The following is a 13,068-nucleotide window of genomic DNA, read 5'->3' as shown; positions in this document are numbered from 1 at the left end:
GCGGACGGCCCCGCGGACGGTCCGGCGAACGGCTCGGTGGACGGCTTGGTGGACGCCCACCACCACGTGTGGGACCTCTCCGTGCGGGACCAGGAGTGGATCACCGGCGACGCCCTCGCGCCGATCCGCAGGGACTTCTCGCTGACCGACCTCGCACCCGAGGCCCGCGCGGCGGGCGTCACCGCCACGGTCCTGGTCCAGACGGTCACCGTCCCCGAGGAGACCCCCGAGTTCCTCGCCCTCGCGGCGGACAGCGACCTCGTCGCCGGTGTCGTCGGCTGGCTCGACCTCACACGGCCGGACGTCGCCGACACCCTGGCGGCGCTGCGTGAACTGCCGGGCGGGCGGCACCTGGTGGGCATCCGCCACCAGGTCCAGGGCGAGCCGGACCCGCAGTGGCTGCTGCGCCCGGACGTCCGCAGAGGCCTTGCCGCCGTCGCCGACGCGGGCCTCGCCTACGACCTCGTCGTCCTGCCCCACCAGCTCCCCGCCTGTGCCAGGGCGGCCGCGGACCTTCCCCGACTCACCTTCGTGCTGGACCACTTGGGCAAGCCGCCGATCGCGACGGGTGCGCTCGAACCCTGGGCGTCGGCGGTCCGCGCGCTCGCCACCCGCCCCAACACCGTGTGCAAGCTGTCCGGCATGGTGACCGAGGCCGACCACCGCACCTGGACGGTGGACGACCTGCGGCCCTACGCGGACACCGTCCTGGCGGCCTTCGGGCCCGAGCGGGTCATGTTCGGCTCCGACTGGCCGGTCAGCACCCTCGCGGCGTCGTACGTCGAAGTTCTGGACGCGGCGCGGCTGTTGACGAGCGGGCTGGGTGCCGCGGAGCGGGCCGAGGTCTTCGGCGGCACGGCCCGCCGCGTCTACGGCTTCTGATCCGCCGGGCTCACTTCCTCGCGGCCGGCGGGGCGATCCGCGTCGGCGCGAGGAACTCACGGACGTAGGTGCGCTCCCAGCAGGCCCCCGTCGCGCGCAGCTCGCGCCAGGTCGTGTACCGGTAGCGGTAGAGCCGGGCGCGGATGTACGCCGGCGGGGCCTCGGGAGGGAACGGCGAGGACCGCAGCAGGCGCAGTGTGTCGCGGTCGCCGTCGAGCAGCCGCTCCACCAGCGGCCCGAACCACGACCGCGCGTACGCGGGCGAGAGCGCGGCGAACCACATCATCCAGTCGAGCCGCAGATGGTGGGGTGCGAACTGGCGCGGCCACCGCCGTACGTCACCGGGCTTGCCCCTGAACTCGTAAGCGCGCCAGTCGGATTCCTCCCGCGGCGCCGGATCGGCCGTCCCCTCGATGACGACCTCCTGGCGGACGCGGCTGACGCTGCCGAACGCGCCGTACGCGTTGACGAGGTGGAGCGGGTCGAACGAGCAGTTCATGACCTGCCGCCGGGAGAGCAGATTGCGCACCGGGCGGTGGCTCAACGCCAGGAGCAGCGCGGTGACGGCGATGACCACCACCTCGTACCAGAGGGGAGCGCCCGCGACGTCGGGTGGTGTGTGCCAGGCGGAGAGGTCGAGGGCGGCTGCCGCGAGCACGATGGTCAGCCAGTTCAGCCAGGAGAAGTTGCCGGACAGGACCAGCCACAGCTGGGTCGCGATCATCAGGGCGGCCGCGCCCGTCGCGATCGGCTGCGGGGTGAACAGGAGGAAGGGCACGGCGAGTTGGGTGACGTGGTTGGCCGCTGCCTCGATCCGGTGCACGGGCTTGGGCAGGTGGTGGAAGAACCAGCTCAGCGGCCCGGGCATCGGCTGCGTCTCGTGGTGGAAGTACAGGCAGGTGAGCTTGCGCCAGCAGGCGTCCCCGCGCATCTTGATCAGCCCGGCGCCGAACTCCACGCGGAAGAGCACCCACCGCAGCAGGAAGAGCACGAGGACGGGCGGCGCGACCCGGTCGTTGCCGAGGAAGACCGCGAGGAAGCCCGCTTCGAGGAGCAGCGACTCCCAGCCGAAGCCGTACCAGGTCTGTCCCACGTTCACGACGGAGAGGTAGAGGGCCCAGGGCACCAGCCACAGCGCCATCGCGGCCCACAGCGGCACAAGGCCGTCCACGCCGAGGAGCAGCGCGACGCCGACCGCGCAGCCCGCCCAGGCGCAGAGCGCGAAGAACCGGTCCGAGTAGTGGAGTTGGAAGAGGCTGGGCGCTTGCTTGAACGGCACCCGCGCGACGTACCGCGGCACGGGCAGCATGCCGCGCTCCCCGATGAGCGCCCGGAACTGCAGGGCGGCCCCCGCGAACGCCACGACGTAGACGGCGGCAAGGGCCCGCTGGAAGATCAGCCGGCTCAGCCAGTACGCGTCCGCCGTGAACCACTGCACGCCTCCATTGTGACGCTGGGTGAGCCCCTTCGGCTTGCGGGCCCGTCGGAGCCCCCGCAGACAATGGCGGGACGGCTCCCGGCACAGGGGGCGAACGGCACGGCAACGGCGGGAGAACCGGTGCGCGCATCCACCAGGAACCACGCGGCGGCCTTCGCGACCTTCGCGGTCTGTGCGGCCCTCGCGGCAGCGGGCTGTTCCGGCGACGGCGACAAGAACGCGGCCGACGGCGGCCGCGAACTGTTCATGCAGCCCGTCGCCGCGCAGGGCCCGGATCCGTTCACCGACTCCACCGCGAAGACGTCCGCGAGCCCGCCGCCCGTCACCCGTTCGCCGCAGCCCTCGCCCACCGGGTCCGCGACGCCGCAGGGCACCCGCTCCCTCTCGGGCGGGACCCCCGGTCTCTACGGCGGCACGCACTCCATCGGGAGCTGCGACGTCGACCAGCAGGTGCGCTTCCTCACCGCGGACCAGGCCAAGGCCCGTGCCTTCGCGCAGGTCTCCGGCATCGACCGGGCGGCCGTGCCGAGCTTCCTGCGGGGGCTGACGCCGGTCGTGCTGCGGGCGGACACGCGCGTCACGAACCACGGCTTCCGGGGCGGCTCCGCGACGAGCTTCCAGTCGGTCCTGCAGGCGGGCACGGCCGTCCTGGTCGACGAGCGGGGCCTGCCCCGGGTGCGCTGCGCGTGCGGGAATCCGCTGAAGCCGCCGGTCGCCTTCCAGGGGACGCCCCGGCACAACGGACAGCCGTGGAGCGGCTATCAGCCGACGCGGGTCGTCGTGGTGACCCCGGCTCCGCAGCCGATCACCAGCATCACCATCGTGAACATCGTGGACAACACCTGGATCGAGCGGAAGATCGGCGACGAGGACGCCGACCAGGACCGCGCGACCAAGCCGCCGGTGACACCCCCGACCCCCACGCCGACCCCCACCACTCCGACGCCGAGCCGGTCGTCCACGGGCGGTGACGAGGACCCGACCAAGGACCCGACCAAGGACCCGACCAAGGATCCGGACGAGGACCCCACCCAGGACGGCCCCACCAAGGATCCGGACGAGGACCCCACCCAGGACGACCCCACCAGGGACCCGGACGAGGACCCGACCCAGGACCCCGGTGACTCCACGACCGACTGCCCCACCGTCGCGCCGACGGACCCGGCGTCCCCGCTGCCGCCCGACTGCCCTTCGCCGCCCACGCCCCCGGACTCCCCGTCGATCCCGGAGGGCCTCACCGAGGCGCCCACCGAGGAGCAGGAGCCGGACAGCCTCGTGCCCGACGACCCCTACCTGTCCGAGAACCCGCTCACCGACGGCGATCCCGGCACCTTCGACAGCTGACGGGCCGAACCAGTCAGACGGCGGGCGAAGTGGCCATGCGGAACGGGCCAATCATTCCCCGCCCCTCGTGTCGCTGTCGTCCCATTCGCCTCTGCTGTGTTTTCCCGCAGCTGGTAACCGCGTTCCGAAATTCCGTTGAGTTCACTCATCAGGCAAATGCGCAAGAGTTTACGAACGATATGGAGCGGGGTCGTCCGATTCCACGTCGCGTGGCGCGTTCGCGACGGTAATAAGACGGCATTGAGTCAAATACCGCTGGTAGTTGATTTTCATATATGGCAGAGTCGACGCACGGATGGCCGGTCAAGCCGAAGGAATTGATCCAGCCGGTCTTTCGGGTCGCTCAAGGATCAGCCGTCAGGCGCGGGGGAGAAGTCGGCTCATGAACTTGGTGGAACGTGGTGAAGAATTCTCGATCATGGAAAGCATGCTCGACGCGTGTGCGGACGGGCATGGCGGAGTCGTTCTGGTAAGCGGTCCCGTGGCCAGCGGCAAGACCGCGCTGCTCCGGGCCTTCGGCGCCCGCGCGACCGCCGCGGGCGCGCTGTATCTGCAGGCCACGGCGTCGGACGCGGAGAGCGATCTGCCTCTTGGCGTCATGGGGCAGCTGTTGCTCGGCGCCGACCTGCCCGGCGCGGACGCACGGCGCGCGGCGCGGCTCGTGGATCTGATCGCGGGCTCGGCGCAGTCGCGCAGGGCGGCCGGGGAACTTCCCGCCGTCGCGATGGACGAGATTCCCGAGCTCTGCGGGATTCTCATCGAAACGTCCAGGGAAAGGCCCGTGGTGCTCACCATCGACGATGTGCACCACGCCGACGGGCACTCCCTGGAATGCCTCCTCTACCTGGCGCGCCGGCTCGACGTGAGTCGCATTCTGGTCGTCCTCGGCGAGAACAGCGGCTTCCTGGCCGGTAATACGCGATTGCGCGTTGATTTGCTGCGACTGCCGGGGTGCCGAAATATCAGGCTCGGTCCGCTGCAGCGGCACGGAGTCGCAGAGATGATCTCCGTATTCGGCGAGCCGGGGTGGCGGACGCGCAAGTTCGTCTCGGAGCTCCACGAGATGGGCGGCGGCAGCCCCCTCCTGACCCGGGCACTGATCGACGACCACCACCGGTCCTTGCGCGCCCGCGAGGACCACCGCGTCGCCGACGCCAGCGACGACCACCGCGCCTTCGGCGCCGCGGCCGACCCGTCCGTCGGCCTCGTGCCGGGCGAGGCCTTCGTGCAGGCCGTCGCCACCTGCCTCTACCGCAGCGACCTCGCCACCCGGCGCAGCGCCTGGGCCCTCGCGGTGGCGGGCCCGGACATCTCCCTCGCCGAACTGATGGAGATCCTCGGCAGCAGCAGGGAGTCGCTCCACCGCAGCCTGCGTGCCCTCAACGAGGCGGGGCTGCTCGACGGCGGCTGGTTCCGCCACGCGGCCGGGCGCACCGCGGTGCTCAGGAGCCTGGAGCCCGCGGACCGTGCCCGCGTCGAGGCCCGCTGCGCCCAGGTCCTGCACGAACACGGCGCGGCAGCGACCGTCGTCGTGCAGCACCTGATCGCCGCGGGCACGGTCGACGCGCCCTGGGCGCTGCGCACCCTGATCGACGCGGCCGAACGCGCCCTGGCCGACGACGAGGTCGAGCTCGCCCTGACCTGCCTGCGAGTCGCCCGCGACACCGGCACGGACGCGCGCCAGGCCCTGGAGATCAGGGCCGCGCTGACCCGGGCGGGCTGGCGTGTCAACCCGTCCAGCGTCGCCCAGCACCTGCCCGAGCTCACGGCCGCCGCGCTCGACGGCAGGCTCGGCTCCCGGGACGCCGACGAACTGGTCGGACACCTCCTCTGGTTCGGCCAGGTGGACCGGGCACTCGACGTGCTCTGCGCCTCCGAGCGGCACGGCTCCGAGCCATGGGCGCAGCCCGGACCCGGCACCCCGGCCCGGCACGACTGCCCGCGCCGCTGGATGGCGTACGCCTATCCGGGCCTGCCCGCCTCGGCCCGCACCTGCCTCGGCACGACCCCGGAGCACACGACCCCCGAACACGCGACACCCCAGCACGCGGAGTCCTTCGCGCGCAGCCCCCACCAGCGGGCCGCGAGCCTGATGCGGGCTCTCCTCGACGGCGCCGAAGACGACGTCGTGGTCAGGGCCGAGCAGATCCTGCAGAGCAGCCGCCTGGACGACGGCACCCTGACGGCGCTCCTCGTCGCGCTCAACTCCCTCGTCCTCGCCGACCGGTTGGAGACGGCGGCGTTCTGGTGCGAGACCCTGATCGAGGAGGCCGCCGAGCGGCGCGCCCCCATGTGGCAGGCGCTGCTCGCCTCTGCCAAGGCCCGCGTCGAGCTCAGGGCCGGCGCCCTCGTCGCGGCCCAGGAGTCGGCGCGCTCGGCGCTCGCCCTGGTCCCCGTCGACGGCTGGGGCGTGGCCGTCGCCTCTCCGGTCGCCACCGCCGTGTTCACCAAGACCGCCATGGGCCGGCTCGACGAGGCGGCCGCCCACCTCAGCGTCCCCGTCCCCGACGCGGCGTTCCAGACCCCCGACGGGCTGCTCTACCTGCGGGCCCGCGGCCACTACTACCTCGCGGCCGGACGCCCGTACGCGGCGCTGGACGACTTCCTCACCTGCGGGGACCTCATGACGCGCTGGGAGTTCGACCTGCCCGCGCTCGTGCCCTGGCGCACCGACGCCGCCGAGGCCCATCTGTCGCTGGGCGACGACGACCGCGCCCGCGCCCTTGCCGAGGAGCAACTCGCCCTGATCGGCGGATACAAGGGCTGGGTGCGCGCCGTCTCGCTGCGGGTCCTGGCCGGCGCGCTGGGGGCGGCGCACCGCCTCCCCCTGCTCGGCGAGGCCGTCGAGATCCTGCGGGACCGCGGTCATCGGCTCGAACTGGTCCGCGCCACCGACGAGTCGGCCCGTGCCCAGCGCGAGCTCGGGAAGGTCGGTCAGGCGCGGGCCCTGGCCCGCAAGGCACAACAGCTGGCGGGGGAGTGCGGGGTGCCCGTGCCCCGGGTGCCGCCCGCCGCGGAGGCCGGCAGCCCGCACCCGGCGGAACAGCCGTGGTCGTCCGGCAACCGCCGACATCCCGACGAACTCAGCAACGCCGAACTGCGTGTGGCCACGCTCGCCGTCCGTGGCCACACCAACCGTCAGATCGCCGACAAGCTCTGCATCACCATCAGCACCGTCGAACAGCATCTGACCCGCGCCTACCGCAAGCTCGCCGTCCAGCGGCGCGCGGACCTCGCGGCCAAGCTGAGTCCGCTCGCGGGCCCCGGAGGTCGCGACGGGCCCGCGACGCACGACGCCTGCGACCGGATGCACGTGGGCTAGGCGATGGAGGAGCACCGCCCCGGCGAGACCGAGGATCAGGAGGACATCAGTCATGTGCCCGTCTCCCCGTTGGTGACCACGGCCGGCATCTCCTTGTCGCGAGGCCCTGTGCGGTAGGTGCGGTGACGATTCCGTTTCTACGCCGGGGACGGTCACACCACGGTCCGAAGATCTGTGACCGATGCACAGGAATGTCCATGAGCGCGGGGTCACACGCCACGGACCCGGGGAGACTGTGACCGGTATGTGACAGGGGATCGGGCAACGTGATTGTCCATGATCAGTACGAGCGGCCCGATCCCTCGGCCCGTGACACGTCAGGGGAGGGGTGGGCGATGAGGGTCCTGGTGGTCGAGGACCACACCGAACTCGCGGAGTCGGTGGCGCGGGTGCTCCGCCGTGAGGGCATGGCGGTCGACGTCGTCTACGACGGCTCGGACGCCCTGGAGCGCACCTCCGTCGTCGACTACGACGTGGTCGTGCTCGACCGCGACCTGCCCGGCGTGCACGGCGACGAGGTCTGCAGCAAGCTGGCCGAACAGCCCATGCACGCACGGGTGTTGATGCTCACCGCGTCCGGCACGATCGCCCACCGCGTGGAGGGCTTCAGCCTGGGCGCGGACGACTACCTGCCCAAGCCGTTCGCGTACGCCGAACTGGTCGCCCGCATCCGGGCGCTGGCCCGGCGTTCGCAGCCCGCGCTGCCGCCCGTGCTCGTCCGCGGCGACCTGAGACTGGACCCGGCACAGCGGATCGCCTCACGCGCCGGGGAGCGGCTGCCGCTCACCCCCAAGGAGTTCGCGGTCCTGGAGTACCTGCTCGCGGCCCAGGGCCGGGTCGTGTCGGCCGAGGAGCTCCTGGAGCGCGTGTGGGACGAGGCGACGGACCCGTTCACCACCACCGTCAAGGCGACCATCAACCGCCTGCGGCCCAAGCTCGGCAACCCGCCCGTCATCGAGACCATCCCTCGGGGCGGCTACCGGATTTGAGGGACCCATGCGCCTGCCCTCGCTCGCCACCGCGGCCCCGGCGCTGACGCGCCGCCTGGTGCCCCGACGGGTGGGCGTACGCCTCACGCTGCTGTACGGAGTGCTGTTCGCCGTCTCGGGCGCGGTCCTGCTCGGGATCACCTATCTGCTGGTCGCCGGGGGCCAGGGGGGCCGCGTGCTCGTCGAGGACGGCGGCGGCGCGATCCCCCTGCCGGGCGGCGGCATGCTGCCCGACCCGGAACTGCCGGGCATCGGCACCACCACCCGGCCCGGCGAGACCAGCCGGCAGCTCGCCGAGCAGGCGGCCCTCCAGGACGAGGCCAACCTGCGGGAGCTCCTGGTCCAGTCCGGGATCGCGCTGGCCGTCATGGTGGTGCTCTCGGTGGCGCTCGGCTGGCTGACCGCACGGCGGGTGCTGCGGCCGCTGCGCACGATGACCGGCACCATCCAGCGCATCTCGGCGCACAACATCCACGAGCGGCTCGCCGTCCAGGGGCCCGCCGACGAGCTGAAGGACCTCGCCGACACCGTCGACGGACTCCTCGGCCGGCTGGAGGGCGCACTCGACTCCCACCGGCGCTTCGTCGCCAACGCCGCGCACGAGCTGCGCACCCCGCTGACCCTGGAACACGCGCTCCTGGAGGAGTCGTTGATCGACCGCGACGCCACCACGGAGTCGTTCCGCGCGAACTTCGAGCGGCTCCTGGAGATCAGCGAGCAGCAGGCCCGCCTCCTGGAGTCGCTGCTCACGCTCTCCAGCAGCCAACGGGGCCTGGACCACAGGGAACCCCTCGACCTCGCGCTCGTCGTCGAACAGGTCCTGGACGCCGCGCGCCCGGAGATCGCCCGGCGGGGCCTGCGGACCGAGACCGGGATCGGCCCGGCGGCGGTGGTCGGCGACCTGGGCCTCGCCCAGCGCCTGGTGTCCCATCTCGTCGACAACGCCGTGGGACACAACGTCCCAGGCGGCCTGGTGGAGATCGGCACCGGCACCAAGGACGGACGCGCCGTCCTGGCCGTGGCCAACACCGGGCCCCCGGTGCCCCCGGAGCACGTGGAGCGGCTCTTCGAACCCTTCCAGCGGCTCGGTCGCACGGCGGCCGAGGGCCACCACGGCCTCGGGCTCTCCATCGTCCAGGCCATCGCGGCCGCCCACGGCGCCGCGATCGGCGCAAGGGCCCGCCCCGGCGGTGGACTCGCGGTGGAAGTCGTCTTTCCTTCGCACACCGGACTTCCCGGTGGACACGGAATTGACATTGGGCAGTTGGACAAGGCGGCCGGACTCCGTTGAGGAAAATTCAGGACACTTCTACGGTGGTCGCCTGATGGTGCGGTCAAATCGTCGATGAACCGCTTGCGGCCGCTCGGAGAATTCCCTCGACCGGTGTGGGCGCGGTAGCTGATCCACACCCGATGACCACCGTGAACGGCCCGGTGGAGCAGGCCAGTAGGGGTGGCTAGGGGTGGCGGAAGCCAGGGCGCGCTATTAGTGAGGGGTACCAGCGCGGAAAGCGCGTTGTTAGGGTGAACGTGTTCGGTTTGCTGCGAGTTGATTTCTGTGATCCGGCGAGATACTCGGCCGGGATTCATAGCGGTGGTTGAAGACGGCGAAGGTGCACATCCGCGCGCTGCACCCTTCGCCGTTCCGGGAGAACACGCCCGCGCAGCGCGCAACGCATTCACTTCAGGGGCCCTCGACCAAGGGCGAACGCGTACGTGGCGCACTTCATCGACGTACTCCTCAGGGAGTCGCCGCCGGGGCGGAGCCGCCCGTTGGCCGCGGCAGGGGCGCGGCGGTGTGGCGTGAGCCGTTCGGTGCGCCGGGACGCACACGCACGGGGGACGACAGAGCTTGAGGGGGAGTTGAGTTGGCAACACCTGGGCACGCACGGATCGATCAACTTATGGTCGTCGAGGTCGAGATCGGCTCGCTGTCGACGACCGACTCACCGAGAACCGCCGGAGTCGATCCGGAACACGTGGAGGCGCTCGCGGTCGTGCAGACGCCGCTGCCGCCCATCACCGTGCACCGGCCGACGATGCGCGTCATCGACGGTCTGCACCGCCTGCGCGCCGCCGAACTGCGCGGGCAGACGAAGATCGCGGTGAAGTACTTCGACGGACCCGAGGACGACGCCTTCGTGCTCGCCGTCGAGTCGAACGTCACGCACGGCCTGCCGTTGACCGCGGCGGACCGCAAGCGCGCGGCCGCGCGGATCGTGGCCTCGCACCCGCAGTGGTCGGACCGGATGATCGCCTCGGTCAGCGGCATCGCTCCGGGCACCGTCGCGGACATCCGCAGACGCGCACCGGGCTCCGGGAACGGCACGGCGAGCCGGATCGGCCACGACGGGCGGGTCCGGCCGATCAACGGCGCCGAAGGGCGCAGGCTCGCGAGCGAGCTGATCGCACAGAACCCCGGCCTGTCGCTGCGGCAGGTCGCCCGTGTCGCGTCCATCTCGCCGGAGACGGTGCGGGACGTGCGCAACCGCATGATGCGGGGCGAGGACCCGGTGCCACGGCGCGGTAGGCAGGGGAACCGCGACGACCACCGTGCCCCCGTCCCGCGCGTGGGCCGCCCGGCGGCCGTGCCCGACCGGGACGCGGCCCAGGACAGGGCCGCCGCCGTGCAGCGCCTCAAGGCCGACCCCGCGCTGCGCTTCAGCGAGATCGGCCGCACACTGCTGCGGCTGCTCAACATCCACACGATCAGCATGGAGGAGTGGGACCAGATCATCGACAAGGTGCCGCCGCACTGCCGGGGCATCGTGGCCTACCTGGCCAACGAGAGCGCCGAGATGTGGACGGAGGTGGCCGTGCGCGTGCAGAGCAAGGTCGCCGAGTCGGCATAGTGCTCGGGCCGGGTCCCGGGGCCGCACGGCCCCGGCACCCGGCCGTCCAAGTGCGCACCCGCACGGTTGGACGGCGGAGCCCCGCCGGGCGGCCCCCACGTGCGCGCTCAGGGGCATCCGCCTAGCGTGGGCCCATGGAGCACGACCCTCCGGGGCACTGCCGCCACGGACAGCAGGCCGGTGAGCCGACCGGCTGTTTCCTGGAGCTGTACGGGGCCGCGCTGCGCATGGGCTGCTTCGACTGGGACCTCGACACGGGCCTCATGCACATGGACGCCACCGCCCACGAGGTCTTCGACGTACGCCCCGACGAGTACGACAACAGGCCCGAGACCCTCGCGATGCGCGTCCCGACCGTGGAGGGCCACCGCCTCGACCAGATCGTCTCGCACGCCCTGAAGGACGGCAGCGAGGCGTACGGCGCGTACTTCCGGGTCCGCTGCCGCAGCGGCACGCTGCGCTGGACGCACACCCAGGCCGTCATCCGGCGGGACGCCGACGGCCGCCCGCACCGCATCCTGGGCATCGTCAGGGACGCCACCCGCGAGCTCGGCGACAGCCCGACGGCGCCGCGTGTACGGGCCGAGGAGGAGGCCGAGCGGCGCCGCACGACCAGCATCGTCCAGGGCGTCACGGCGGCCCTCGCGCACGCCCGCACGGTGCGGGACGTCATCGACGTACTCAAGGACACCCACGGACTCGCGCACCTGGGGGCGGCGAACCTGGTCATGGGCCTGGTCGAGGCCGGGCGGATCAGGCTCGTCGCCGAGGGGCCGACGGGCAGCTTCGTGCCGGGCACCCGCTTCACCCGGATCGACGAGGCGTACCCGATGAGTGAGGTCGTCCGCACCCTCGGGCCGCGCTACATCGAGACGGCCGACGACTTCGCGGAGTCCTACCCGCTCCTGTGGCCGCACATCGACGAGCTGGGCATCACCGCGGCCGCCTATCTGCCGCTGATCGCGCAGGGCCGCGTCATCGGCGTCCTCGGCCTGCTCTACCAGCACAAGACCGGCTTCACCACCGAGGAGCGCAACGTCCTGGTCGCCCTCAGCAGCAGCATCGCGCAGAGCCTGCAGCGCGCCATGTTCTACGAGCAGGAGAAGGACCTCGCCCAAGGGCTCCAGCAGGCCATGCTGCCGCGCACCATCCCCGGCGTGCCCGGCGCGGAGATCGCCGTGCGGTACCGCTCCGCGGCGCTCGGCAGGGACATCGGCGGCGACTGGTACGACGTGATCCCGCTGCCCGGCGGCCGGGTCGGCGCGGTCATCGGCGACGTCCAGGGCCACGACACGCACGCGGCCGCCGTCATGGGCCAGCTCCGCATCGTGCTGCGCGCCTACGCCGCCGAGGGGCACACGCCCGCCACCGTGATGGCCCGCGCCTCCGGCTTCCTGCACGAACTGGACACCGAGCGCTTCGCGACCTGCCTGTACGCGGAGACCGACCTGTCGACCGGCGTCGTGCAGTTCGTCAGGGCCGGGCACATCGACCCGCTCCTCCAGCTGACCGACGGCTCCTGCCGCAGGGTGCCCGTCGACGGCGGCCTGCCGCTCGGCCTCTCCGCCGAGTTCGGCCGGCTGGACTACCCCGTCACCACCCTCGAACTCGACCCGGGGCAGACCCTGTTGCTCTGCACCGACGGCCTCGTCGAGGAGCCGGGCACCGACCTCGACGACGGCATGCGGGCCCTCGCCGAACTCGCCGCCACCGGGCCGCGCGACCTGCAGCGGCTCGCCGACCGGCTCTGCGGCGCCGTCGACGACCGGGGCGGGGACGACGACGCCGCGCTGCTCCTGATGCGCCGCCGCCTGATCGACGCGCCCCAGTCCGGCGGCCGCCTCCAGCAGCACGTCGCGCCGAGCGACCCGGAGGCGCTCGCCGAGGCCCGGCACATGATCAGGGCCGCGGTGCGCGCCTGGGGCGCGGGCGAACGGGCCGACGAGATCGAGCTGGTCGCCGACGAGATGATCACCAACGCCCTGATGCACACCGACGGCTCCGCGATCGTGACCCTGCGGGTCCTGAGCGGCGTCGACCGGCGGCTGCGCGTGGACGTCGAGGACTCCTCCAGCGCGCTGCCCCGCCGCAGGGACGCGGGCGAGTCCGGCGTGTCGGGGCGCGGACTGCTCCTGGTGGACCGGCTCGCCGACGTCTGGGGCGTGGACGCGCGGGGCAGCGGCAAGTGCGTGTGGTGCGAGTTCGTCGTACCCGCGAGGAACGCGCGGGGCTGAGGGAGGA

General features: G+C 72.3%; 8 protein-coding genes. 7 read left to right on the top strand and 1 reads right to left on the bottom strand.

What is annotated here, in order from left to right:
• Positions 1-36 precede the first annotated feature (36 nt).
• Positions 37-882 carry an amidohydrolase family protein gene (locus ACZ4D5_RS41275; protein WP_467777717.1) on the top strand — a complete coding sequence of 282 codons (846 nt, stop codon included), beginning with the start codon at positions 37-39 and terminating at the stop codon, positions 880-882.
• A 10-nt stretch (positions 883-892) separates the two neighbouring features.
• Here the strand turns inward: ACZ4D5_RS41275 and ACZ4D5_RS41270 are convergent, their stop codons facing one another.
• Positions 893-2,320, bottom strand: a complete 1,428-nt coding sequence (locus tag ACZ4D5_RS41270; RefSeq protein ID WP_467777658.1) for a lipase maturation factor family protein — start codon at positions 2,318-2,320, stop codon at positions 893-895.
• A 120-nt stretch (positions 2,321-2,440) separates the two neighbouring features.
• Here ACZ4D5_RS41270 and ACZ4D5_RS41265 point away from each other — a divergent pair, with 120 nt between their 5' ends.
• The 6 genes from ACZ4D5_RS41265 (at position 2,441) to ACZ4D5_RS41240 (ending at position 13,061) form a co-directional block, all read left to right on the top strand.
• Positions 2,441-3,664: a DUF6777 domain-containing protein gene (locus ACZ4D5_RS41265; protein WP_467777657.1), complete on the top strand. Its 1,224-nt coding sequence runs from the start codon at positions 2,441-2,443 to the stop codon at positions 3,662-3,664.
• Positions 3,665-3,959: 295 nt separating this feature from the next.
• Entirely contained in the window at positions 3,960-6,986 is a 3,027-nt protein-coding gene (locus tag ACZ4D5_RS41260) for an ATP-binding protein (RefSeq protein WP_467777656.1), read from the top strand.
• Positions 6,987-7,321: 335 nt separating this feature from the next.
• On the top strand, positions 7,322-7,975 hold the full coding sequence (locus ACZ4D5_RS41255; RefSeq protein WP_467777655.1) for a response regulator transcription factor: 654 nt from the start codon (positions 7,322-7,324) through the stop codon (positions 7,973-7,975).
• Positions 7,976-7,982: 7 nt separating this feature from the next.
• Positions 7,983-9,266, top strand: a complete 1,284-nt coding sequence (locus ACZ4D5_RS41250; protein WP_467777654.1) for an ATP-binding protein — start codon at positions 7,983-7,985, stop codon at positions 9,264-9,266.
• Positions 9,267-9,879: 613 nt separating this feature from the next.
• The gene (locus tag ACZ4D5_RS41245) at positions 9,880-10,827 is read left to right on the top strand and encodes a ParB/RepB/Spo0J family partition protein (protein ID WP_467777653.1); all 948 of its coding nucleotides are present in this window, start codon (positions 9,880-9,882) and stop codon (positions 10,825-10,827) included.
• Positions 10,828-10,961: 134 nt separating this feature from the next.
• The gene (locus tag ACZ4D5_RS41240; protein WP_467777652.1) at positions 10,962-13,061 is read left to right on the top strand and encodes a SpoIIE family protein phosphatase; all 2,100 of its coding nucleotides are present in this window, start codon (positions 10,962-10,964) and stop codon (positions 13,059-13,061) included.
• Positions 13,062-13,068: the final 7 nt, after the last annotated feature.

This window comes from Streptomyces sp. NPDC025651, from assembly GCF_055558735.1.
The sequence above is the reverse complement of the archived record's forward strand: the minus strand, read 5'-3'. Positions and strand labels throughout refer to the sequence as shown.

Bases quoted from the DNA above. Each gene is read 5' to 3' on its own strand.
- ACZ4D5_RS41245 (WP_467777653.1), top strand. From the start codon at position 9,880: ATGGTCGTCGAGGTCGAGATCGGCTCGCTGTCGACGACCGACTCACCG.
- ACZ4D5_RS41250 (WP_467777654.1), top strand. From the start codon at position 7,983: ATGCGCCTGCCCTCGCTCGCCACCGCGGCCCCGGCGCTGACGCGCCGC.
- ACZ4D5_RS41240 (WP_467777652.1), top strand. From the start codon at position 10,962: ATGGAGCACGACCCTCCGGGGCACTGCCGCCACGGACAGCAGGCCGGT.
- ACZ4D5_RS41260 (WP_467777656.1), top strand. From the start codon at position 3,960: ATGGCCGGTCAAGCCGAAGGAATTGATCCAGCCGGTCTTTCGGGTCGC.
- ACZ4D5_RS41255 (WP_467777655.1), top strand. From the start codon at position 7,322: ATGAGGGTCCTGGTGGTCGAGGACCACACCGAACTCGCGGAGTCGGTG.